This is a genomic window from Stenotrophomonas africana (genome assembly GCF_013004645.1).
GTDB lineage: Bacteria > Pseudomonadota > Gammaproteobacteria > Xanthomonadales > Xanthomonadaceae > Stenotrophomonas > Stenotrophomonas africana.
In genome coordinates this window covers 1-22,790 of the sequence record NZ_JABEME010000001.1, presented here as the reverse complement: position 1 = coordinate 22,790, position 22,790 = coordinate 1, and the positions used below count along the sequence as shown (strand labels likewise).

Below are 22,790 nucleotides of genomic sequence, written 5' to 3'. Positions count from 1 at the left end.
CCGGTTGGTGGCAGGGAGGGCGTGTGCTGGCGATGGCGGCAGGCGCTCAGGAACAGGGTCCGGCGCGGCGCGGGGGGATAAGGGTCGTCGTCCATAAGGTGCGCCCGAAGGCGCGCTGGCATCTTAGCAAAGGGGCATGGCAGGGTGGCAACCGCCTGTTCAGGTTGGGGGTTCCAGAGCCCCAAAAGAGGTCGGGGATACCCGTGATGGTCATCTAGCCGTCATAATTCCGTCTGGTGCCGTCCTTCCCGCGACGGCTGACAGGTTTCTCAATGTTCTCTCTGCAGACCATTTTCGGTTCCGGCAAACAGTTCTACACCCTGCTCGATGAGGCTGCCGTCGCGGCTTCCGACGCCGCCAAGGCGCTGCATTCCATGCTGCGCGAGGCCGATCGCCAGCCCGCGCTGGACGCCTTCAAGCTGGCCCGCCTGCGCGAACGCGCGGCCTCGGACAAGATCAGCCAGGCGCTGGTGGACAGCTTCATGACCCCGATCGAGCGCGAAGACATCGAAGCGCTGGGCTCGGCGCTGTACAAGATTCCGAAGCAGATCGAGAAGTTCGCCGATCGTTATTCGCTGGCCACGACCCACCTGGAGCACATCGACTTCGCGCCGCGCGCGGCGATGCTGGAACAGGCCGCCGGCGTGGTGGTGGAGATGGTGGCCGACCTGCGCCACATGAACCTGGACCGGATGACCGCGCTCAACGAGAAGCTGCGCTCGCTGGAGAACGAGGCCGACCGCCTGATGCTCGAGCTGTACCGCGACATCTATTCGGGCCGCCTGGACAACCTGCAGATGTTCCTGCTGAAGGAATTCTTCGAGATCCTGGAAAAGGCCATCGACCGTTGCCGCGAGGCCGGCGTGGTGGCGTACCAGATCGTGTTGAAGAACAGCTGACGGACGCCGCCGCATGTTGACCCTTGTCCTGGTGGTGATCCTGGCCGCACTCGTCTTCGAGTTCATCAACGGCTTCCACGACACCGCCAACTCCATTGCCACCGTGGTGGCGACCAAGGTGCTCTCGCCCGGTTGGGCGGTGATGCTGGCCGCCTTCATGAATCTCCTCGGTGCACTGACCGGTACCGCGGTAGCGCTGACCATCGCGTCGGGCCTGCTCAACACCAACGTGGTCGACGTCACCCCGCAGGTGATCCTGTGCGCCCTGCTGGGCGGCATCATCTGGAACCTGATCACCTGGTGGAAGGGCCTGCCGTCCTCGTCCTCGCACGCCCTGATCGGTGGCCTCTGCGGCGCCGGCCTGGCCGCAGCCCACAACAACTGGGACGCCCTGATCTGGTCCGAGCGCCTGGGCAGCTGGGCGCAGAACAAGGGCCTGCTGTGGAAGGTGTTCGTGCCGATGATCACCTCGCCGATCGCCGGCTTCCTGCTCGGCATCGTGGTGATGGTGCTGCTGTGGGCGCTGATCGCCGGCCTGGCCAAGATCGGTGGTGCCATCGGCCGCCTGGCCCGCCCGCGCATCGTCAATGCCTTCTTCGGCAAGGCGCAGATCGCCTCGGCGGCCTACATGGGCTTCGCCCACGGCCACAACGATGCGCAGAAGACCATGGGCATCATCGCCATGACCCTGATCGGTGCCGAAGCCACCGGCGCATTGAACGACCTGCCGTCCTGGCTGGCCTTCATGCACCCGGACGCGCACGCCGGTGACGGCATCGCGATGTGGATCGTGCTGACCTGTGCGGTGGTGATGGCGGCCGGTACCGCTTCGGGCGGCTGGAAGATCATCAAGACCCTGGGCCACAAGATGGTCAAGCTGCACCCGATCCACGGCTTCGCCGCGGAGACCAGCTCGGCCACCATCCTGACCCTGGCCGCGCACTTCGGCATGCCGGTCTCGACCACGCACAGCATCTCCACCGCGATCATGGGCGTCGGCTTCGCCAAGAATCCGCGTTCGCTGAAGTTCGGCGTGATCGAACGCATCGTCTGGGCCTGGATCCTGACCATCCCGGCAGCCGGCGGCTGCGCATACCTGATCCTGAAGCTGTTCGAGCTGTTCGGCTGGACCTGATCGCCACGCCAAGGTTGCAAACGAAAAAGCCCGCCGGATACCGGCGGGCTTTTTTCATGGGCAAAGAATTTTTCCGCACACATCGTGTCGACCAAGGTCGACACCTACCAGAGCAGAAACAGGGATCCGATCCCGTGCCGACCAACGGTCGGCACCCACCAGCAGCAGCGGGAACCTCGCCAGCCCTCAGGACGCCAGCTTTTGCAGTTGCCGTTGCCCTTGATCCAGCGGGTGCCGGGCCGCAGGCCCGGCCGAACCCCTCAATTGCGCTGGAACAACGCCTGCACATCCTTCCGGAACGCCGCCTGGCTGTCGGCCCGGCTGTAGAACATGTGCCCGCCCGGATAGCTCCGCACCTGCACCCGGTCCGGATTGCTGCCCATCGTCGGCATCTGGTCCACCGTCAGGATCGACCCCATGAACGGGCATGACAGGTCATTCCAACCGTGCACGATCAGTACCTGCAGATGTGGGTCGATCGCCACTGCCTGGCGCAGCTGGGTCACCGCACCCTGGCGTAGTTCGCCGTTGCGGTCCCACAGCCGGTTCACGTCGTAGTTCAGCGCCTGGTAGCGCGCATCCACTTTCCAGCCGACCACGCGCGTCACGAAGTCGACCATCGCCGTGGTGGTCGGCGCAATGATGCTGTCCAGCAGCGGGTCATTGGCGCGCTGCTCCGGATCATTCGGGAACGGATCGAACGCGGTCACATTGGAGTCGTAGCGGCTGCCCAGCGTGCCCTTGTCGCGGAATACTTCGCGCAGGTAGGCCTGGGTTTCAAGACGGCCACCGGCGCGGCGCACGAACTGCGGGTCCAACCCGGTCAGCTCGGTCACCCGGCGCAGCATCGCCTCGGTCGTCTGCGGATCGCTGCGACCCTTCATCAGCGCAGTGGCGTAGTCGCCACGGGTGTACTCCACCACGTCACGCATCGCTGCATCGGTCAGCTTGCCCTGGCGCTCCAGGTGCGCGGCGGCGATCGACGGCAGTGTCTGCATCCATGCCATCGGCGAGACATCGGCGTTGTCTTCCAGGGTCGGGCTCAGGTACGGCGAGACCAGCACCAGGCCGTTCATCGCCACGCCCAGACGCGTCTGCAGGAAGTGGGTGATGCGCGGGCCACGGTAGCCACCATAGCTCTCACCGGTCAGGTACTTGCGCGCGCCCATGCGCTGGTTGCGCAGCAGCCAGTCGTAGATCGAGCGCGACAGGTACTCGATGTCGGCACTGGGGTTGTACAACTGCTTCTTCGCCTCGTCATCGCCGATGCGTGCGCGGCTGAAGCCGGTGCCGACCGGATCGATGAACACCAGGTCGGTGAAGTCCAGCCAGGTGCCCGGGTTGTCGTGCAGGGTGGCCGGCGCCGATGCGCTGTCACCCTCCGAACCAAAGGTGACCACCTTGGGCCCGATGGCGCCCATGTTGAGATAGACCGACGACGCCCCGGGACCGCCATTGAGCGCAAAGGTCACCGGCCGGTCCTTGCCCGGCATCGTATAGGCGGTGAACACCACATCGGCGATCACCTTGCCCTTGGCATCGCGTACCGGCAGGGTGCCGACGGTGGCGGTGTAGTCCAGGGTGCGGCCGGCCAGGCGCATGCTCTGGCGGACCGATGCATCGGCGGGCAGCGCAGGCGCTTCGGTCTTGTCGTCTTTCGGATCGGCCTTGGTGTCGACGTCGGGCGCGGCCAGCACGCTGGCAGGGGCGATGAGCAGGCCGACGCAGAGCGCGGCAGTGTGCAGCAGGGACTTCATGTCACCGGATCGGCAGCGGAAGGGGGTTCCGATGCTAGGCCGGTGGCGGGCATGCCGTATGTGTCCAAAGGCATGCCCGCCGGTCGAGGCCGCCACTGGCCAGATTGGGTCAAGCGGGCAGGGGTGTGCGCACGTCGTCCGCCAGCAGACCGTATACCGCCGAATCGGACAGTTCACCCTGGATGCGCCAGCGCTGCCGCAGCACGCCCTCCAGTTGGAAGCCCAGCCGTTCAAGCACGCGTGCCGAGGGCTGGTTGCGCGGGTCGACCTCGGCTTCCACGCGATGCAGGTGCAGGGTCTGGAACAGGTAGTCCAGCAGGTGCTGCAGCGCTTCGTGCATGTAGCCCCGGCCCTGCCTGTCGGGGGCCAGCAGGTAGCCGATCTCGGCACGTGCGGCATCGCGGTCCAGCGCGAACACCACGCAGATGCCCAGTAACGGGCCGTCCAGCGTTTCGCGCACGGCCAGCTTGAGCTGGGTGCCGGTGGCCTGTGCAGCCAGGTCATCGTCGATCTGCGCGCGCGACTCGGCCGGTCGTGTCCACGCCGGGTGGTTCCAGAACCGCATCACGTCCGGATCGGACTGGATCGCGAACAGGGCGGCTGCATCGTCGCGGCGGATCGGGCTCAGGACCAGGCGCGCGCTGTGCAGTGGCAGGCCCGGGAACAGTAGCGAGTGGCTGGCCAATACGATGGTCCACACGGATGGACGCGCATTATGGCGCCACCGGGTTTGCCGATGGGGGCGTGATCTCTGTAGAGCCGAGCCGATGCTCGGCTGCCCGGCACGGCGCGAAATGCAGCCGAGCGTGGGCTCGGCTCTACAGGAGGGCTGCGGGATCAGACTTCCAGCGAAGCCAGGTCGCCCTTCGACTCCAGCCAGCCCTTGCGGTCGGACGCACGCTTCTTGGCCAGCAGCATGTCCATCAGCGAGCTCGTCTGCTCGCGATCGTCCACGGTCAGCTGCACCAGGCGGCGGGTGTCGGGGTGGATGGTCGACTCGCGCAGCTGTGGCGGATTCATCTCGCCCAGGCCCTTGAAGCGGGTGACGTTGATCGCGCCCTTGATCTTCTCGCGTTCGATCTTGTCCAGCATCGAGCGCTTTTCTTCCTCGTCCAGGGCGTAGAACACCTGCTTGCCCACGTCGATGCGGAACAGCGGCGGCATCGCCACGAACACGTGGCCGGCATCGACCAGCGCCGGGAAGTGCTTGAGGAACAGAGCGGTGAGCAGGGTGGCGATGTGCAGACCGTCCGAGTCCGCGTCGGCCAGGATGATGACCTTGCCGTAGCGTAGGCCGCTGATGTCGTCCTTGCCGGGATCGCAACCGATGGCGATGGCCAGGTTGTGCACTTCCTCCGAGGCCAGCACGCTGTTGGACGAGACTTCCCAGGTGTTCAGGATCTTGCCGCGCAACGGCATGATGGCCTGGAAATCCTTGTCGCGCGCCTGCTTGGCGCTGCCACCTGCCGAGTCACCTTCCACCAGGAACAGCTCGGTACGCGACAGGTCCTGGCTGATGCAGTCGGCCAGCTTGCCAGGCAGGGCCGGGCCCTGGGTGACCTTCTTGCGGACGACCAGCTTTTCGGTCTTCAGGCGCGCGCTGGCGCGTTCGATGGCGATCTGCGCGATTTTCTCGCCCAGGTCCACGTTCTGGTTCAGCAGCAGGCTGAAGGCATCGTGGGCGGCGCCTTCAACGAAGCCGGCGGCCTGGCGTGAGGACAGGCGCTCCTTGGTCTGGCCGCTGAACTGCGGATCGGTCATCTTCAGCGACAGCACGAACGACACCCGGTCCCATACGTCTTCCGGCGCCAGCTTGACGCCGCGCGGCAGCAGGTTGCGGAAGTCGCAGAACTCGCGCAGCGCCTCGGTCAGGCCGGTACGCAGGCCGTTGACGTGGGTGCCGTGCTGGGCAGTGGGGATCAGGTTGACGTAGCTTTCCTGCACCAGCTCGCCTTCCGGCAGCCAGGCCACGGCCCAGTCAACAATTTCGGTGTCCTTCTTCAGGTTGCCGACGAACAGCTCGGCCGGCAGCATCTCGCGATCGCCCAGTTCCAGCTTCAGGTAATCGCGCAGACCGTCTTCGTAGTACCAGGTATCGACTTCACCGGTGGCTTCATCCGTCAGCTTCACGGTCAGGCCCGGGCACAGCACAGCCTTGGCGCGCAGCAGGTGCTTGAGCGCGCGCACCGCGAACTTGGGCGTGTCGAAGTACTTCGGGTCGGGCCAGAAGCGCACGCGGGTGCCGGTGTTCTTCTTGCCGACGCTGCCGACCACTTCCAGCGGCGTGGCGCGGTCGCCATTGCGGAAGGTGATGCGGTGTTCGGCGCCTTCGCGCTTGATGTGCACCTCCACCAGGGTCGACAGCGCGTTGACCACGCTGACGCCGACGCCGTGCAGGCCGCCGGAGAAGGTGTAGTTGTTGTTGCTGAACTTGCCGCCGGCATGCAGGCGGGTCAGGATCAGCTCGACACCCGGGATCTTCTCTTCCGGATGGATGTCCACCGGCATGCCGCGGCCGTCATCGCTGACCTCCACGCTGCCGTCCTTGTACAGGGTGATCTCGATCGAGCGGGCGTGGCCGGCGAGGGCCTCGTCCACCGAGTTGTCGATCACTTCCTGCGCCAGGTGGTTCGGGCGCGCGGTGTCGGTATACATGCCGGGACGGCGCTTGACCGGGTCAAGGCCGGACAGGACTTCAATATCGGCGGCGTTATAGCGGGCGTTCATCTGTCTTCGAAAGCTTGGAGCGACGGGCAAGTGTGGGGTCTGGCACGGGATTTTGCACGCCTGCGGTTCAGTCTCGGCGACGCAGAGGGGGTAAAATGGCAGCCGCTGGAATCTGAACGCCGGCGACCCCCGTTGGGTCGAAACATCCAAGCCATACCGCGAGGAGGACCTCATGAAGAAGTTGCTGACCATTGCGATCCTGGCCGCTGCCGCTGTTGCAGTGCCGCTGGTGGTGGCGCAGAACGCCGGCCAGCCGGCCCCGCAGCAGGGCGACCAGGCCGACAAGGCGCAGGCCGAGGCGGACGCCAAGGCCAAGCGCCGTGCCCAGGCCAATGCCGAAATGAAGGCGCAGGGCCAGCCGGCCCCGCAGAAGGAAGAAGAGGAAGAAGCGCGCAAGAAGCGCTGATCCCGCTACCTGCCAGGCGCCCTTGCGACAAGGGTTGCGCTCCGGAACGCCCCGCTTTGCGGGGCGTTTCTTTTTAGCAACGTGGCGTCTGCCCCTTGGGTTGGCGGCCATCAATCTGTAAACTATGGCTTTCCGGGAGTAAGTGCGTGTCCACCCTTTGCGAATGGGCTGGAGCGGCCAAGCGTGGCTTCCAGCATGGCGGGTCGCAGGTGACGGTCGAATTGACCGGCACGGCCACCCCGACCTCGCACGATGGTCCCCGTCCGGCGCCTGCCGCCGCACGGATCCGCACCTCCCTCGCTGTCCCAGCGAACCGGAAAACCCCCTCTGAGCACCATGCCTGCCCTACGGGCGCGCGTGGTGCTGCCGTTTTCCATTTCCAGACAGGATGCTTGCAGCCATGACTCCCTTGATTTTCGTAACCGGCGGCGTGGTGTCCTCGCTCGGCAAAGGCATTGCCGCCGCGTCGCTGGCCGCCATTCTTGAAGCCCGTGGCCTGAAGGTCACGATGATGAAGCTCGACCCGTACATCAACGTCGACCCGGGCACCATGAGCCCGTTCCAGCACGGTGAGGTCTACGTCACCGACGACGGCGCCGAGACCGACCTCGACCTGGGCCACTACGAGCGCTTCGTGCGCACCCGCCTGAGCCGCAAGAACTCGGTCACCACCGGCCGCATCTACGAGAACGTGATCCGCAAGGAGCGCCGCGGCGACTACCTGGGCGCGACCGTGCAGGTCATTCCGCACATCACCGACGAGATCCGCCGCTGCATCGACGAAGCCACCGAAGGCTACGACGTGGCACTGGTCGAGATCGGCGGTACCGTCGGCGACATCGAGTCGCTGCCGTTCCTGGAAGCGATCCGCCAGGTGCGCACCGAGCGTGGCCCGGAGAAGGCGCTGTTCATGCACCTCACCCTGGTGCCGTACATCGGCGCCGCTGGTGAGCTGAAGACCAAGCCGACCCAGCATTCGGTGAAGGAACTGCGCTCGATCGGCATCCAGCCGGACGTGCTGCTGTGCCGCTCCGAGCAGGCGGTGCCGGATTCGGAGCGCCGCAAGATCGCCCAGTTCACCAACGTCTCCGAGCGCGCGGTGATCAGCGTGCCGGACGTGGACGTGCTGTACCGCATCCCGTCGGGCCTGCACGCACAGGGCCTGGACGAGATCGTGGTCAACCAGCTGAAGCTGGCCGACAAGGCCGGTCCGGTCGATCTGTCGATGTGGGAGGACGCGGTCGACGCGACCCTGCATCCGCTGGACGAAGTGACCATCGCCGTGGTCGGCAAGTACGTCGATCACCAGGATGCCTACAAGTCGGTCGGTGAAGCACTCAAGCATGGCGGCCTGCGTCAGCGCACCAAGGTCAACCTGAAGTGGCTGGAAGCACAGGACCTGGAAGGCACCGACATGGCCGCGCTGGCCGATGTCGACGGCATCCTGGTGCCGGGTGGCTTCGGTGACCGTGGTTTCGAAGGCAAGGTGCTGACTTCGAAGTTCGCCCGCGAGCAGCACGTGCCGTACTTCGGCATCTGCTACGGCATGCAGGCGGCCGTGGTCGACTACGCGCGCAACGTGGTCGGCCTGGAAGGCGCCAACAGCACCGAGAATGATCGCCAGTCGCCGAACCCGGTGATCGGCCTGATCACCGAATGGCGCACCGCCACCGGCGATGTCGAGAAGCGTGACGACAAGAGCGACCTGGGTGGCACCATGCGCCTGGGCCTGCAGGAGCAGCGCCTGAAGCCGGGCACGCTGGCCCGCGAGCTGTACGGCAAGGATGTGGTCGCCGAGCGCCACCGCCACCGTTACGAGTTCAACAACCGCTACCGCACCCAGCTGGAAGATGCGGGCCTGGTGATCGCCGGCAAGTCGATGGACGACACCCTGGTGGAAGTGGTGGAACTGCCGCGCGATGCGCACCCGTGGTTCCTGGCCTGCCAGGCGCATCCGGAATTCCTGTCCACGCCGCGTGACGGCCATCCGCTGTTCATCGGTTTCATCCGCGCCGCACGCGAGCGCAAGGCCGGCGGCAAGCTGCTGCAGGAAGCCCGCGCCTGACTTGTGATGGGGGCCGTCGGCCCCCATCTTGCACGCTTCAACCCCCAGCGCACCGGCCCGTTCGGTACCGCGGACAACAAGGAAACGCCATGAAACTGTGTGGATTCGAGGTCGGGCTGGACCAGCCCCTGTTCCTGATCGCCGGCCCCTGCGTGATCGAGTCGATGCAGCTGCAGCTCGATACCGCCGGCAAGCTGAAGGAAGTCACCGATAAGCTCGGCGTCAACTTCATCTTCAAGTCCAGCTTCGACAAGGCCAACCGTACTTCGGGCACCGCGTTCCGTGGCCCGGGCATGGAAGAGGGCCTGAAGGTCCTGGCCGAGGTCAAGAAGCAGATCGGCGTGCCGGTGCTGACCGACGTCCACGAATACACCCCGATGGACGAAGTGGCCTCGGTGGTGGACGTGCTGCAGACCCCGGCGTTCCTGGTCCGCCAGACCGACTTCATCCGCAAGGTGTGCTCGGCCGGCAAGCCGGTCAACATCAAGAAGGGCCAGTTCCTGGCGCCGTGGGACATGAAGCCGGTCGTGGAGAAGGCCAAGGCCACCGGCAACGAGCAGATCATGGTCTGCGAGCGTGGTGCCAGCTTCGGCTACAACAATCTTGTCAGCGACATGCGTTCGCTGGCGGTGATGCGCGATACCGGTTGCCCGGTGGTGTTCGACGCCACCCATTCGGTGCAGCTGCCGGGCGGGCAGGGCACCAGTTCCGGTGGCCAGCGCGAGCACGTGCCGGTGCTGGCCCGTGCCGCGGTGGCGGTGGGCATCTCCGGCCTGTTCGCCGAGACCCATCCGGATCCGTCCAAGGCCCTGTCCGATGGACCCAACGCGTGGCCGCTGGACCAGATGGAAGCGCTGCTCGAGACCCTGATGGAACTCGATGCGGTGACCAAGAAGCACGGCTTCTCGCGCTTCGCGTGAGTCGAGACCCGTGGCTGGCGCTGGAAACCCAGCGCCACCGCCGGCGCTGGAGACAGTGGCCGTGGGGCCCGATCGCGCTGGGCCTGGCCGTGCTGTTCACCGTGGGCATGTTCGGCCTGGTGCTGATCGGCGCCGCGTCCGTGCGGTCACCCGGTGATGGCAGCAGCGCACTCGATCTGCGGGCGTACTTCATTGCGCTGCTGGTGGCAGAGCTGCTCGGTGCCGTGGGATGCGTCGCTGCCGCTGTGCTGGCCTGGCGGCTGAATCGCGGCAAGGTGGCCGCGGGCCTGGCGATCATCCTGCTCTCGCTGTGGCTGGGCGCCCTGTTCTACGGATTTCTTTGATGAATACGACCTCATCAGCGCGTGGCTGGCCGTGGGGTCTGGTCGCGCTGGGGCTGTCCGTGCTTGCCTGGGCATCGGTGCTGATGGGTGTGCTGGCCTTTGCTGCAAGCTTCGGCTCGCCGGGTGACGGCAACCATGGCATACAGGCCATGCAGTACTGGATTCTGGCCGCACTGGTTACGCTGGGTCTGTCTTTCGTCGGCAGCCTGATGGCGATGGTGGTGGCCTGGCGTCGCAGCCGTGGTCCCGTCGCGGCGGCGTTGGCCGGTGTGTTGCTGGTGATGCTGGTGTCGCTGGCCCTGATCGTGATCGGGTCCAGCTGGGGCTGAGGTTGCCCACGCCATTTGGCAAGTGGCGGGCAGCCGGGGATAATCACGCGGCATTCGTTTTGTCGCCCCCTCTCCAGACAGGTAACCGGCCCGACCATGAGTACGATCCGCAGCATCCACGCCCGTGAAATCCTCGACAGCCGTGGCAACCCCACGCTGGAAGCCGAAGTCATCCTGGAGGACGGTTCGTTCGGTCGTGCCGCGGTTCCCTCCGGCGCCTCGACCGGCACCAAGGAAGCGGTCGAGCTGCGTGATGGCGACAAGACCCGTTACCTGGGCAAGGGCGTGCGCAAGGCCGTCGATAACGTCAACACCACCATCGCCAACGCGCTGAAGGGTTTTGAAGCCACCGACCAGGCCGGCCTCGACCGTCGCCTGATCGATCTTGATGGCACCGAGAACAAGGGCCGCCTGGGCGCCAACGCGCTGCTGGGGGTTTCGATGGCCGCCGCGCACGCCGCCGCCGTATCGAACAAGCAGGCGCTGTGGCAGTACCTGGCCGCCAAGACCGGCGTTACCCCGTCGCTGCCGGTGCCGATGATGAACATCATCAACGGCGGTGCGCATGCCGACAACAACGTGGACTTCCAGGAGTTCATGGTGCTGCCGGTCGGCTTCACCTCGTTCTCTGAAGCGCTGCGTGCCGGTACCGAAATCTTCCATTCGCTGAAGTCGGTGCTGAAGGGCCACGGCCTGAGCACGGCGGTGGGCGACGAAGGTGGCTTCGCGCCGGACTTCCGCAGCAACGTTGAAGCGCTGGACACCATCCTCGAGGCGATCGGCAAGGCCGGCTACACCGCCGGTGAAGACGTGCTGCTGGGCCTGGACGTGGCCTCCAGCGAATTCTTCGAGAACGGCAAGTACAACCTGGTCGGCGAGAACAAGCGCCTGACCTCCGAGCAGTTCGTCGACTTCCTCGCCGACTGGGCCGCGCAGTACCCGATCATCACGATTGAAGACGGCCTGGCCGAGAACGACTGGGCTGGCTGGAAGCTGCTGACCGACCGCATCGGCAAGAAGGTGCAGCTGGTCGGTGACGACCTGTTCGTGACCAACCCGAAGATCTTCCAGGAAGGCATCGACTCGGGCACCGCCAACGCGATCCTGATCAAGGTCAACCAGATCGGCACCCTGAGCGAAACCCTGGAAGCGATCGCCATGGCAGACCGCGCTGGCTACGCCGCCGTGGTCTCGCACCGTTCGGGCGAAACCGAAGACACCACCATCGCCGACATCGCAGTGGCCACCACCGCCACCCAGATCAAGACCGGCTCGCTGTGCCGCAGCGATCGCGTGGCCAAGTACAACCAGCTGCTGCGCATCGAGGAAGCCCTCGGCGCCGGCGCGCGTTACGCCGGTCGTGACGCGTTCGTTTCGCTGAAGCGCTGAGCCGATGCGCGACTGGCGCTGGATGCTGCTGGTGCTGGCCCTGCTGCTGGGCTGGCTGCAGTACCGCTTCTGGTTCGGTCCGGGCAATTCGGGCGAAGTGATGATGCTCGAAGCCCAGGTCGCCAACCAGGAGCGGGACAATGAGGGTCTGCAGCAGCGCAACGATGCGCTGGCTGCCGAAGTGAAGGACCTCAAGGAAGGCCAGTCCGCCATCGAGGAACGCGCACGCAGCGAGCTGGGCATGATCAAGCCCGGCGAGAAGTTCTACCGCGTGGTCGAGGATGCGCCGGTCCAGCCGGTGCAGCCTGCCGCTGGCGTCAGTGCCCAGGCCGGCGAACACCCGGCAGACGTGCCATGAGCGCGGCGATCTGGGTGGTGGTTCCGGCCGCCGGCCGTGGTGCCCGCTTCGGTGCGCCGCTGCCCAAGCAGTACCTGCAGGCAGGTGGGCAGATCCTGCTCGCCCATACCCTGGATGCACTGCTGGCGCACCCGGCCGTGGCCGGTGCGATGGTGGTGATCGGCCAGGACGACGCCGACTGGCCAGGCTGGAACGAGTGGGCGGGCAAGCCGGTGCTGACCTGCATCGGTGGCGCGACCCGTGCCGCTTCGGTGCTGGCTGGTCTGCAGGCGCTGCCGGACTCGGTGCGCGCCGATGAGTTCGTCCTGGTCCACGATGCGGCGCGGCCGAACCTGTCGCTGGCCGATCTCGGCCGCCTGCTTGAAGTCGGTCGTACCGACCCGGTCGGGGCGATCCTGGCCGCACCGGTGCGTGACACACTCAAGCGCGCTGGCGATGACGGTGGCATCGATGGCACCGAGCCGCGCGAGCGCCTGTGGCGTGCACTGACCCCACAGCTGTTCCGCCGCCACCAGCTCAGCCGCGCGCTGTCCGACGCCGCGGCCGCCGGTGTTGAAGTCACCGACGAGGCCATGGCCATGGAGCGCCAGGGCCAACGCCCGCTGCTGGTGGAAGGCAGCGAGGACAACTTCAAGGTCACCACCCCGGCCGATCTGGACCGGTTCGAATTCGTACTTTCCCGCCGCGCTGGCTGACCGTCCGCGCGGCCCTGCTGCAAGGGTTGCATCCATGAGCACCGCACCGTTCCCGCCCGTCCGCATCGGCCAGGGCTACGACGTCCATGCCTTCGGTGAAGGCGATCACATCATGCTCGGCGGCGTGAACGTGCCGCACAGCTGCGGCGTGCTCGCGCACAGCGATGGCGACGTGATCCTGCACGCCCTCTGCGATGCGATGCTCGGCGCGCTGGCGCTGGGTGACATCGGCCAGCATTTCCCGCCGAGTGACGACCGCTGGAAGGGCGCCGACAGCAGCGATTTCGTGCGCCACTGCGACAGCCTGCTGCGCGAGCGCGGCTGGCGCGTCGGCAACACCGACATCACCGTGATCTGCGAGCGTCCGAAGGTCGGCCCGCATGCGCTGGCCATGCGGGAGCGCATCGGTGGGTTGCTGCAGCTGCCGCTGGATGCGGTCAGCGTCAAGGCCACCACCTCGGAGAAGCTGGGCTTCACCGGCCGTGGCGAAGGCATCGCTGCACAGGCCGTTGTGCTGCTGGTGGCGGCATGATTCCGCTGCCCTTGGCGTTTGGTGCGCCGTTGTTGACGGCGCGCATCCGCACCACGCCGGACGATTTCCAGGTTGACGAGCTGCCGGCCTTCGAGGCCACCGGTGAAGGCGAGCACCTGCTGCTGCACATCCGCAAGCGCGGCGCCAACACCGTGCATGTGGCCAAGGTACTGGCCAAGTGGGCGGGCCTGCCGGAAATGGCAGTGAGCTACGCCGGCATGAAAGACCGCCACGCGGTCACTACCCAGCGTTTCAGCGTGCACCTGCCCAAGCGCGTCGCGCCGGACCTGGCCGAGCTGGCCAGTGACGAGATCGAAGTCCTCGAAGCCACCTGGCACAACCGCAAGCTGCAGCGTGGCGCATTGGCCGGCAACCGCTTCAAGCTGGTGCTGCGCGAAGTGCAGGGCGATGCCGCAGCAATCAGCGAGCGCCTGCAGCAGATTGCCGAGCGCGGCTTGCCGAACTGGTTCGGCGAGCAGCGCTTTGGCCGCGACGGCGGCAATGTGCCGGCGGCACTGGCGATGTTCGGTGGCCGCCGCATGCGCAAGGACCAGCGTTCGCTGCTGCTGTCAGCTGCCCGCTCGGCGCTGTTCAATCGCGTGCTGGCCGCGCGCGTGGAGCAGGGCAACTGGGATCAGCCGCTTGAAGGTGAAGTGTGGATGCTCGATGGCAGCCGCAGCGTGTTCGGACCCGAGCCGTACACCGATGTCCTGGCCGAGCGCCTGGCGCGTTTCGACATCCATCCCAGCGCGCCGCTGTGGGGCGAAGGCGAGCTGCGCAGCACCGATGCGGCACGCGAGCTGGAGCTGGCCGCGCTGGACGACGAAGAGTCGAAGGCACTGCGGGCCGGCCTGGAAGACGCGCGCCTGAAGCAGGAGCGCCGCGCGCTGCGCCTGCGCCCGGCGCTGCTGCAGCACCATTGGTTGGCCGATGACGTGCTGGAGCTGTCGTTCGCGCTGCCACCGGGTTGCTACGCCACCGCCGTGCTGCACGAGCTCGGCCCGGTCGAAGACGCCTCGCAGGCCTGACAGAAAAAGGGGACGGAGGGAATTAAGTCGTTTGTGGCACAAACGACTTAATTCCCTCCGTCCCCTTTTTCATCTACGTGCAAGCAGCACCAGCATCGCGCCGGTACCGCCTTGCCCGGTCGGCGCCGAATGGAACGCCAGCACGTCGTTGCGCAGCCGCAGCAGGCGGTCGACCAGGTTCTTCAGTACCGGCGCACCGCCATCGGACTGCAATCCCTTGCCGTGGATGATGCGCACGCAGCCATAGTCGTGTGCATGCGCTTCCAGCAGGAACTGGCGCAGCAGTGTCTCCGCCTGCGACGCGGTGGCGCCGTGCAGGTCCAGTTCGTCCTGCACCGAGTACTGGCCACGCTTCAGCCGCTGGAACATGCGAGGTGGGAGGTTGTCGCGGCGATAGCTGGCCACGTCGCCGGCTTCCAGTGGCGTGCTGTCGCGCAGCAGCCGTGCGAACTCGCCGGCGGCTTCGGCCTCGTCACGTTCGGCCATGCGCGCGCGCGGCTTCGGCCGGGGCGCAGCCGGTGCCGGCTCGGCATCCTTGCGCAGCGGCGTCACTTCGCCGATGGCCGCACGGAACAATGCGGCCGGGTCTTCGTCTTCAGGGTGCGACATGCGCACAGGGTAAACCGCCGGCGCAGGTCTGCCTATGACGGTTCGATGTCGGTCGTGACCGCCGGCAGGGTAGGACCGGCGGCTCGCATGCGGCACAATAGACGATGCCCTTGCAGGGTCGACGGCTTCCGCAGGGAAGTACGACGGTCCCGCCCACACTGCACGGTGATGGAATCGAATTCTTGGAAAATCAAGCGGTTAAATCGAAGATGCGAATCCTGGTCAGTAACGACGATGGCGTCGACGCCGCAGGCATCCGGATGCTTGCTTCGGTGTTGCGTGAGGCCGGTCACGAAGTCACGGTGGTCGCGCCCGACCGCGATCGTTCCGGCGCCAGCAATTCGCTGACCCTCGACCTGCCGATCCGCCTCAAGCGCATCGACCATTACACCGTCTCGGTGGCCGGCACCCCGACCGACTGCGTGCACCTGGCGCTGACCGGGCTGCTCGAGTTCGAACCCGATATTGTCGTGTCCGGCATCAACAATGCCGCCAATCTCGGCGATGACGTGATCTATTCCGGCACCGTCTCGGCGGCGATGGAAGGTCGCTTCCTCGGCCTGCCGGCGGTGGCGGTCTCGCTGGTTACCCGCAACCATGATCCGAAGCACTTCGAGACCGCCGCGCGCGCCGCGGTGGAGATCGTCGCCCGGCTCAAGGCCGATCCGTTGCCGGCTGACACCATCCTCAACGTCAACGTGCCTGACCTGCCGTGGAGCGAAGTCAAGGGCTTCGAGGTCACCCGCCTGGGCAACCGCCATCGCGCCGAAGGTTGCATCGCGCAGAAGGATCCGCGCGGCAACGAGGTGTACTGGATCGGCCCGGCCGGTCGTGAGCAGGACTCCGGCCCCGGCACCGATTTCCATGCGGTGCGCACCGGCCACATCTCGATCACCCCGATCCAGGTCGACCTGACCCGTTACCAGGCACTGGAGAAGGTGGCCAGCTGGGTCGGCGGCCTCAGTGCCGCGCTGGACCGGCCAGCATGAGCCCACGCCTGCGCCTGCAACCGGAAGCCGTCGGTATCGGCATGACCTCGCAGCGCGTGCGTGACCGCCTGGTCGACCGCCTTCGCGAAGCCGGGATTGTCGACGAGCCGACCTTGAACGCGATCCGGGTGGTGCCGCGCCATCTGTTCATCGACGAGGCACTGGCCTCGCGTGCGTATGAAGACACCGCGCTGCCGATCGGTCACGGCCAGACCATCTCGCAACCCTGGGTGGTCGCGCGGATGACCGAGGCGGTGCTCCAGGTCGCGCCGAAGCGGGTGCTGGAAGTCGGCACCGGATCCGGTTACCAGGCCGCCATCCTCGGTGCGCTGGGCCTGGAGGTCTACACCGTGGAGCGCATCGGTGACCTGCTGCGCCAGGCGCGCAAGCGCTTCCGTGCGCTGGGCATGAACATCCGCACCAAGCATGACGACGGCCGCGTCGGCTGGGCCGAGCACGGACCGTTCGATGCCATCGTGGTCACTGCGGCGGCGCCGGCACTGGTCGACGCCCTGATCGAGCAGCTCGCCGAGGGCGGCCGCCTGGTGGCGCCGGTCGGTGGCCCAGGGGCGCAGTCGCTGGTACAGCTGGACCGCAAGGCCGACGGCAGCATCGAACAACACGTGTTGGCGCCGGTCACGTTCGTGCCGCTGCTGTCTGGCATGCTCGACTAATCCACGGAGCAGGGTTGCATGAAGATTTTCGGGCCGCTGTACGAGCGGGCGATGAAGTGGGCGGCGCACGAACGCGCGCCGACCTACCTGACGGTGTTGAGCTTCTTCGAGGCGATCATCTTCCCGGTGATGCCGGAGGTGATGCTGGCACCGATGTGCGTGGCCCAGCCCAAGCGCGGCTGGTGGTTCGCCACCCTCAGCCTGGCCGGCTCGATGGTCGGCGCGCTGATTGGCTATGCACTGGGTCATTACGCCTTCGAAGCGATCAAGCCGTTGTTCGAAGCACTGGGCATGCTGCCGGCCATCGAGCAGGGCATCACCACCGTGCAGGCGAAGATGGCCGAGTCGCCGTGGGCGGTGTTCACCTTCCTGGTGCTGGGCGGATTCATGCCCATCCCGATGAAGGTCTTCACGTGGGCATCGGGTATCGTCGGCGTGCCGATGCCGCAGTACCTGCTGAGCATGCTGATCGGTCGCGGCAAGCGCGTATTCGTGCTGGCTGCGGTCATCCGTATCGGTGGTGCGCGTGCTGAAGCGGCACTGCGTCGCTGGATTGAACCGCTGGGCTGGATCGCCACCGCGTTGGTGGTGGTGCTGATCGCCTGGCTTGTATGGAGGTCGAAGTTCGCATGAGTCCTGATCGTCTGAGCAAAGGAGTGCGCATCGGCGCGCTGGCGTTGCTGGTTTCCACCCTGGCCGCCTGCGGTACCGCGACTGTGGTTCGTCCTGGTGGTGGCAGCACAGCGGGTGGTGTGACCACGCCGAAGACCTCGGTGCCGAAGCCCGGGCAGACCGTGGTGGTGCGCAAGGGCGACACCATCTATGCGCTGGCCCGCATCCATGACATCACCCCGGCCGACCTGATCGCCTGGAACAGCCTGGACAACCCCTCGACCATCCATCCGGGGCAGGTGATCCGGCTGTATCCGGCCGGTGCCAGCGCCGGCCGCGCGCCGACCACGGTGGTGACCCCGCCGCGTTCCGGTGCCAGCAGTGGCGGCAGCACCACACCGGCCCCGGCGCCGGTGGGACCGGTGAAGAGCAACATCGCCTGGCGGTGGCCGGCTGACGGCGCCATCGTTGGTCGCTACGTGGCCGGTGACGCGACCAAGCAGGGCGTGGACATCGCCGGCACCAGCGGCCAGGCGGTCAAGGCCACCGCCAATGGCGTGGTGGTGTATTCCGGTGCCGGTCTGGTCGGCTACGGCGAGCTGATCATCATCAAGCACAGCGACCAGTGGTTGTCGGCCTATGGCCACAACCGCAAGCGCCTGGTGAATGAAGGGCAGAGCGTGAAGGCTGGCGAGCAGATCGCCGAAATGGGCCGTACCGGTGCGAACCGCGACATGGTGCACTTCGAGATCCGCTACAACGGCAAGCCGGTCGACCCGCAGCAGTACCTGCCGGCGCGCTGATCGTCGATTCATAATCCGGGCGGATCCCCGGCCCGGCGCAGCGCGCCGGGCGTTCGCCGACGGTGCGGCCCATGGGCCGCAAACACCGCCGGCTCACCCGCTACAACGGCAAGCCGGTCGACCCGCAGCAGTACCTGCCGGCACGCTGATCGCCGTTGGATCGGGGAGCGACGGGCCATGCCCGGCGTGCTTCACCTGTACAGCCGAGCCCACGCTCGGCTGCTCTTCGCCGATAAACGACGACGCCCGAGCATGAGCTCGGGCGCTACAGGCGGTGTGTGATCCAGGGTAGCGCCGGGCCATGCCCGGCGGCTCCAGCCCTCAACCTTCCAGAATGAAGGCGGCGGCAACCTTGCGGCCTTCGCCCGCCAGGATGTTGAAGGTGCGCGCGGCGGCCGGGTTGTTCATCACTTCCAGGCCGATGCCGCGTGACAGGCAGGCGGCCATCACCACCGCCGGCGGGAACACCTGGCGATCACCGGTACCGAGCACGATCAGCGCCGGGTTCAGCGCCAGGATCGGCTCCAGGTCAGCCAGCTGCAGCGCAGTGGCGCTCACCACCGGCCATTGCGTGACCAGCTGGTCCGGGGTCAGGAAGAAGCTGCTGCCCAGCGCCTGGTCATTCACCTTGGCAGAGCGGCCATCGGCGGCACGCAGGCTGTAGGCGTAATCCGGCGGTTCGTGGTTCAGCTGCATGGCAGTGGGGCGATCAGCCGCGCGGCAGCACGATCTGGCGCTGTTCCTTGCTCGGGCGGTACAGCACGGCGACGTGGCCGATGCGCTGCACCAGCGCGCTTTCGGTGGCTTCGACGATCTCGCCGATCATCACGTCACGGGCGTCGCGGTCTTCGGCAGCGACCTTCACCTTGACCAGCTCGTGGCGCTCCAGCACTTCGTTCAGCTCAGCGATGAAGGCCGGGGTCACACCCTTGCCGCCGGTCTGCAGCAGGGCCTTCAGGTCGTGGGCTTGGCCGCGCAGGAAACGGGTCTGGGAGGCGGTCAGGGCGATGGACATGCAGGAAAACACGGTTGAATGGGGCGATCAGGGTATCATGAGGACCCCATCAGCCCCTATTTTCAATGGCTACCCGCAGCAAAAGCAGCCAGCGCTGGCTCAAGGAACACTTCTCCGACCCCTTCGTGAAGAAGGCCCAGGCCGAAGGCATGCGCTCGCGCGCCGCCTACAAGCTCGAAGAGCTGCTGGAACGTGACCGGTTGCTGAAGCCGCACATGGTGGTGGTCGACTTGGGCGCCGCCCCGGGCGGCTGGTCTCAGCAGGTGCGGAGACAGATCGGCGACACCGGTCGCGTGCTGGCGCTGGACATCCTGGACATGCCGCCGCTGGCCGGCGTGGAGTTCCTTCATGGTGACTTCAGGGAAGAAGCCGTTCTATCGCAGTTTGAAGCCATGCTCGGGGATCAGCCGGTAGACCTTGTGCTGTCGGACATGGCCCCCAATAAGAGTGGTGTAGGCGCGGTCGACCAGCCGCGGATGATGCACCTGGCGGAGCTGGCCCTGGATTTTGCCGACAACCACCTGAAGACCGGTGGGGCGTTCCTGATCAAGCTGTTCCAGGGCGAAGGCTTTGACGACTACGTGCGTGACATGCGCCGCCGGTACGACAAGGTCTCCATCCGCAAGCCGGAAGCCTCGCGCAAGCGCTCTCCCGAGGTGTATGCCTTGGGTCAGGGAAAACGCGCCCACATGAAGTAAGCTCGCAACGTACGCAAGTTCGACCCCAACGCAACGCCAGCACTGAGAGGAACACCGGAGCCAATGAGGATGAACGACTTGACCAAGAACCTCCTGCTATGGGTGGTCGTCGCCGTCGTGCTGATGGTGGTCTTCCAGAGCTTCTCGCCGAAGTCCTCCGGGGCCGGCGCGCAGGGCGCGTCGTACTCGCAGTTCCTGGACCAGGTGGACAGCGGCAACGTGCAGAAGGTCGCCTTTGGCGGCGACATGCGCGGCGGCACCAGCCAGCTGACCTACACCACCCGCGGTGGGCAGTCGTCCACCATCACCGCGCCGTTCGATCGTGACCTGATCAACGTGCTGCGTACCAAGAACGTGGAGATCGTGCAGGAGGAGCCGTCCAGCGGCATTTCCCTCGGCGCGATCCTGATGAATTTCCTGCCGGTCATCCTGATCATCGGCTTCTGGTTGTTCATCATGCGCCAGATGCAGGGCGGTGGCGGCGGTGCCAAGGGCGCAATGTCCTTCGGCAAGTCGCGCGCCAAGCTGCAGGGCGAAGACCAGATCAAGGTCACCTTCGCCGACGTCGCCGGCTGCGACGAGGCCAAGGAAGAAGTGGGCGAACTGGTCGACTTCCTGCGCGACCCGTCCAAGTTCACCAAGCTGGGCGGCAAGATTCCGCGCGGCGTGCTGATGGTGGGCCCGCCCGGTACCGGCAAGACGCTGCTGGCCAAGGCCATCGCCGGCGAGGCCAAGGTGCCGTTCTTCTCGATCTCCGGTTCGGACTTCGTGGAAATGTTCGTTGGCGTCGGCGCCAGCCGCGTACGCGACATGTTCGAGCAGGCCAAGAAGCACGCGCCGTGCATCATCTTCATCGACGAAATCGACGCCGTCGGTCGCCACCGTGGTGCCGGCCTGGGCGGCGGTCACGACGAGCGCGAGCAGACCCTGAACCAGCTGCTGGTCGAGATGGACGGTTTTGAAGGCGGCGAAGGCGTGATCGTGATCGCCGCGACCAACCGTCCTGACGTGCTGGACCCGGCACTGCTGCGTCCGGGCCGCTTCGACCGCCAGGTCGTGGTCGGCCTGCCGGACGTGAAGGGCCGCGAGCACATCCTGAAGGTCCACATGCGCAAGCTGCCGCTGGCCGACGACGTCGAGCCGATGGTGATCGCGCGTGGTACTCCGGGCTTCTCCGGTGCCGACCTGGCCAACCTCTGCAACGAGGCCGCCCTGTTCGCCGCGCGTGGCAACGAGAAGGAAGTCCGCATGGACCACTTCGACCGTGCCCGCGACAAGATCCTGATGGGTGCCGAGCGCCGCTCGATGGCCATGAGCGAAGAAGAGAAGACCCTCACCGCCTACCACGAAGCCGGTCACGCCATCGTCGGCCGTCTGGTGCCCGAGCATGACCCGGTCTACAAGGTCACCATCATTCCGCGCGGTCGCGCGCTGGGTGTGACCATGTACCTGCCGGAAGGCGACAAGTACTCGATGAACCGCGTGGCGATCAAGTCGCAGCTGTGCTCGCTGTACGGTGGCCGCGTGGCCGAGGAGCTGATCTTCGGTGCCGACAAGGTCACCACCGGTGCCTCCAACGACATCGAACGTGCCACCAAGATGGCCCGCAACATGGTCACCAAGTGGGGCCTGTCCGACCAGCTCGGCCCGATCGCGTATGGCGAAGAGGACGACGAGGTGTTCCTGGGCCGTTCGGTCACCCAGCACAAGAGCGTGTCCAACGACACTGCGCGCCGCATCGACGAGGAAGTGCGCAACATCCTCGACGAGGCATACGCACGCACCACCGAGCTGATGACCGCCAACCTGGACAAGCTGCACGCGATGTCCCAGCTGCTGCTGCAGTACGAAACCATCGACGCGCCGCAGATCGACGCCATCATGGAAGGCCGCGATCCGCCGCCGCCGGCCGGCTGGAACAAGTCCAACAAGGATGGTGGCAACGACAAGGGCGGCGACGCCCGTCCGCTGCCGCCGATCGCGGGCCCGGCCGAATCGCACTGACGGCCCGCTGCACGTGACACCAGACGAGGCCGGGGCAACCCGGCTTCGTCGTTTCCGGGCCACTGGCCCATCCCGAAGAACCGAACTGACGCTGGAGCCCGCATGTCCGCCCCGAAGCCCGAACCGATTTCCCACACTGCCGAAATGGTCATCGCCACCGTGGTCGGCGTGGGTGTGGGCCTGGGGGCCGACAACCTGCTGCTGGGCTGCGTGGTGGGTATCGGTGTCGGCATCGTGCTGAGCATTGCCAGGACCCTGTACGTGGACCGCAAGCGCCGCCGCCGGTGAGGGGGTGTCGGCAGGGCTGCGCCCTGCACCCGTGGTAGTGCCGGCCGCTGGCCGGCAACCTCAGCAGCAACAGCAACAGCAACAGCAACATTCCGTGGTTTGGCGGGGCGGTGTCGGAGCGCGGGGACGCCGCAAGTACGTCCGTGTAGGCTTGGCAGCCGCTTGCTCGTGTGCGCTGTCCTGCGCACACGGCAAGACCGGGGTTGGGCATCCAGCCCAACCCGCCCGAGGCATGCCTCGGGCCCATGCGGCTGACACCCCGCACTCCGACACCACCCCACCTCTGACAGATTCCGGTCGCTGTTGGTAGGTGTCGACCTTGGTCGACACGTAGATCCACGCCATGCGTGGATGAATCTCCATCTAAATCGAACATCTCGATATCCGGGAGATCTGAGCCGAGCATGGCTCGGCTCTACAGAAAACAAGGCCCGACAGATCGCGGAAATCTGTCGAAGGCGGGGTGGGTCCGGTTGCGGGGGCGTGAGCCGCATGGATGCGGCGACCGAGCTTA

At 66.2% G+C, this 22,790-nt stretch carries 25 protein-coding genes; 19 read left to right on the top strand and 6 right to left on the bottom strand.

Annotated elements, in window-relative coordinates:
* The first annotated feature begins 272 nt into the window (after positions 1 to 272).
* Positions 273 to 899 (top strand): DUF47 domain-containing protein, encoded by a 627-nt coding sequence (locus HLA98_RS00125; protein WP_004152833.1) that lies wholly within the window; start codon positions 273 to 275, stop codon positions 897 to 899.
* 13 nt (positions 900 to 912) lie between these two features.
* Positions 913 to 2,034: an inorganic phosphate transporter gene (locus HLA98_RS00120; RefSeq protein WP_057499497.1), complete on the top strand. Its 1,122-nt coding sequence runs from the start codon at positions 913 to 915 to the stop codon at positions 2,032 to 2,034.
* 260 nt (positions 2,035 to 2,294) lie between these two features.
* On the opposite strand, the gene HLA98_RS00115 is transcribed toward HLA98_RS00120, so the two are convergent.
* From HLA98_RS00115 to parE, 3 genes are all read right to left on the bottom strand, one after another.
* Positions 2,295 to 3,791, bottom strand: coding sequence for a S10 family peptidase (locus HLA98_RS00115; RefSeq protein WP_057499496.1), 1,497 nt, complete (start codon positions 3,789 to 3,791; stop codon positions 2,295 to 2,297).
* A 109-nt stretch (positions 3,792 to 3,900) separates the two neighbouring features.
* On the bottom strand, positions 3,901 to 4,476 hold the full coding sequence (locus HLA98_RS00110) for a GNAT family N-acetyltransferase (RefSeq protein ID WP_057499501.1): 576 nt from the start codon (positions 4,474 to 4,476) through the stop codon (positions 3,901 to 3,903).
* 152 nt (positions 4,477 to 4,628) lie between these two features.
* The gene (gene parE / locus HLA98_RS00105) at positions 4,629 to 6,518 is read right to left on the bottom strand and encodes a DNA topoisomerase IV subunit B (protein WP_049447768.1); all 1,890 of its coding nucleotides are present in this window, start codon (positions 6,516 to 6,518) and stop codon (positions 4,629 to 4,631) included.
* 172 nt (positions 6,519 to 6,690) lie between these two features.
* On the opposite strand from parE, the gene HLA98_RS00100 reads away from it, so the two are divergent.
* The 10 genes from HLA98_RS00100 to truD all read left to right on the top strand — a co-directional run bounded on the left by HLA98_RS00100 (position 6,691) and on the right by truD (position 14,584).
* Complete coding sequence (locus HLA98_RS00100; protein WP_014036734.1) at positions 6,691 to 6,924, top strand: hypothetical protein; 234 nt, start codon at positions 6,691 to 6,693, stop codon at positions 6,922 to 6,924.
* A gap of 400 nt (positions 6,925 to 7,324) precedes the next feature.
* On the top strand, positions 7,325 to 8,989 hold the full coding sequence (gene pyrG, locus HLA98_RS00095; protein ID WP_014036735.1) for a CTP synthase: 1,665 nt from the start codon (positions 7,325 to 7,327) through the stop codon (positions 8,987 to 8,989).
* An 89-nt stretch (positions 8,990 to 9,078) separates the two neighbouring features.
* Positions 9,079 to 9,909, top strand: coding sequence for a 3-deoxy-8-phosphooctulonate synthase (gene kdsA, locus HLA98_RS00090; RefSeq protein WP_014036736.1), 831 nt, complete (start codon positions 9,079 to 9,081; stop codon positions 9,907 to 9,909).
* Complete coding sequence (locus tag HLA98_RS00085; protein ID WP_057499495.1) at positions 9,906 to 10,253, top strand: hypothetical protein; 348 nt, start codon at positions 9,906 to 9,908, stop codon at positions 10,251 to 10,253. Before kdsA ends, HLA98_RS00085 begins: the two co-directional genes overlap by 4 nt.
* Positions 10,253 to 10,582 (top strand): hypothetical protein, encoded by a 330-nt coding sequence (locus tag HLA98_RS00080; protein WP_057499494.1) that lies wholly within the window; start codon positions 10,253 to 10,255, stop codon positions 10,580 to 10,582. The genes HLA98_RS00085 and HLA98_RS00080 overlap by 1 nt, the downstream gene beginning before the upstream one ends.
* A gap of 96 nt (positions 10,583 to 10,678) precedes the next feature.
* The gene (eno, locus tag HLA98_RS00075) at positions 10,679 to 11,971 is read left to right on the top strand and encodes a phosphopyruvate hydratase (RefSeq protein WP_057499493.1); all 1,293 of its coding nucleotides are present in this window, start codon (positions 10,679 to 10,681) and stop codon (positions 11,969 to 11,971) included.
* A 4-nt stretch (positions 11,972 to 11,975) separates the two neighbouring features.
* On the top strand, positions 11,976 to 12,329 hold the full coding sequence (gene ftsB / locus HLA98_RS00070; RefSeq protein WP_049447762.1) for a cell division protein FtsB: 354 nt from the start codon (positions 11,976 to 11,978) through the stop codon (positions 12,327 to 12,329).
* The gene (gene ispD, locus HLA98_RS00065; protein WP_057499492.1) at positions 12,326 to 13,024 is read left to right on the top strand and encodes a 2-C-methyl-D-erythritol 4-phosphate cytidylyltransferase; all 699 of its coding nucleotides are present in this window, start codon (positions 12,326 to 12,328) and stop codon (positions 13,022 to 13,024) included. Before ftsB ends, ispD begins: the two co-directional genes overlap by 4 nt.
* A 34-nt stretch (positions 13,025 to 13,058) precedes the next feature.
* Positions 13,059 to 13,556: a 2-C-methyl-D-erythritol 2,4-cyclodiphosphate synthase gene (ispF, locus tag HLA98_RS00060; RefSeq protein WP_005409005.1), complete on the top strand. Its 498-nt coding sequence runs from the start codon at positions 13,059 to 13,061 to the stop codon at positions 13,554 to 13,556.
* Positions 13,553 to 14,584, top strand: coding sequence for a tRNA pseudouridine(13) synthase TruD (gene truD, locus HLA98_RS00055; protein ID WP_057499491.1), 1,032 nt, complete (start codon positions 13,553 to 13,555; stop codon positions 14,582 to 14,584). Before ispF ends, truD begins: the two co-directional genes overlap by 4 nt.
* 69 nt (positions 14,585 to 14,653) lie before the next feature.
* Here the strand turns inward: truD and HLA98_RS00050 are convergent, their stop codons facing one another.
* Positions 14,654 to 15,193, bottom strand: a complete 540-nt coding sequence (locus tag HLA98_RS00050; RefSeq protein WP_049447759.1) for a Smr/MutS family protein — start codon at positions 15,191 to 15,193, stop codon at positions 14,654 to 14,656.
* Positions 15,194 to 15,402: 209 nt separating this feature from the next.
* On the opposite strand from HLA98_RS00050, the gene surE reads away from it, so the two are divergent.
* Genes surE through HLA98_RS00030 form a run of 4 tightly spaced genes read left to right on the top strand, consistent with a single transcriptional unit; the run spans position 15,403 to position 18,271 of the window.
* The gene (surE, locus tag HLA98_RS00045) at positions 15,403 to 16,182 is read left to right on the top strand and encodes a 5'/3'-nucleotidase SurE (protein ID WP_025878905.1); all 780 of its coding nucleotides are present in this window, start codon (positions 15,403 to 15,405) and stop codon (positions 16,180 to 16,182) included.
* Positions 16,179 to 16,856: a protein-L-isoaspartate(D-aspartate) O-methyltransferase gene (locus HLA98_RS00040; RefSeq protein ID WP_010485977.1), complete on the top strand. Its 678-nt coding sequence runs from the start codon at positions 16,179 to 16,181 to the stop codon at positions 16,854 to 16,856. Before surE ends, HLA98_RS00040 begins: the two co-directional genes overlap by 4 nt.
* Before the next feature lie 18 nt (positions 16,857 to 16,874).
* Positions 16,875 to 17,489: a YqaA family protein gene (locus HLA98_RS00035; protein ID WP_005409010.1), complete on the top strand. Its 615-nt coding sequence runs from the start codon at positions 16,875 to 16,877 to the stop codon at positions 17,487 to 17,489.
* Complete coding sequence (locus HLA98_RS00030; protein ID WP_057499490.1) at positions 17,486 to 18,271, top strand: peptidoglycan DD-metalloendopeptidase family protein; 786 nt, start codon at positions 17,486 to 17,488, stop codon at positions 18,269 to 18,271. Before HLA98_RS00035 ends, HLA98_RS00030 begins: the two co-directional genes overlap by 4 nt.
* 321 nt (positions 18,272 to 18,592) lie before the next feature.
* Here HLA98_RS00030 and HLA98_RS00025 read toward each other — a convergent pair whose 3' ends face one another.
* Together HLA98_RS00025 and yhbY are read right to left on the bottom strand one after the other, a co-directional pair.
* Complete coding sequence (locus HLA98_RS00025; protein ID WP_005412930.1) at positions 18,593 to 18,967, bottom strand: Mth938-like domain-containing protein; 375 nt, start codon at positions 18,965 to 18,967, stop codon at positions 18,593 to 18,595.
* Positions 18,968 to 18,980: 13 nt separating this feature from the next.
* Positions 18,981 to 19,286: a ribosome assembly RNA-binding protein YhbY gene (yhbY, locus tag HLA98_RS00020; protein WP_004152868.1), complete on the bottom strand. Its 306-nt coding sequence runs from the start codon at positions 19,284 to 19,286 to the stop codon at positions 18,981 to 18,983.
* A gap of 65 nt (positions 19,287 to 19,351) precedes the next feature.
* Between yhbY and rlmE the strand changes: the two genes are divergently transcribed.
* The 3 genes from rlmE (at position 19,352) to HLA98_RS00005 (ending at position 22,276) form a co-directional block, all read left to right on the top strand.
* The gene (rlmE, locus tag HLA98_RS00015; protein ID WP_005409014.1) at positions 19,352 to 19,984 is read left to right on the top strand and encodes a 23S rRNA (uridine(2552)-2'-O)-methyltransferase RlmE; all 633 of its coding nucleotides are present in this window, start codon (positions 19,352 to 19,354) and stop codon (positions 19,982 to 19,984) included.
* A 69-nt stretch (positions 19,985 to 20,053) separates the two neighbouring features.
* Positions 20,054 to 21,988, top strand: coding sequence for an ATP-dependent zinc metalloprotease FtsH (gene ftsH / locus HLA98_RS00010; protein WP_010485966.1), 1,935 nt, complete (start codon positions 20,054 to 20,056; stop codon positions 21,986 to 21,988).
* Positions 21,989 to 22,090: 102 nt separating this feature from the next.
* Complete coding sequence (locus tag HLA98_RS00005; protein ID WP_021202558.1) at positions 22,091 to 22,276, top strand: hypothetical protein; 186 nt, start codon at positions 22,091 to 22,093, stop codon at positions 22,274 to 22,276.
* Positions 22,277 to 22,790 lie beyond the last annotated feature (514 nt).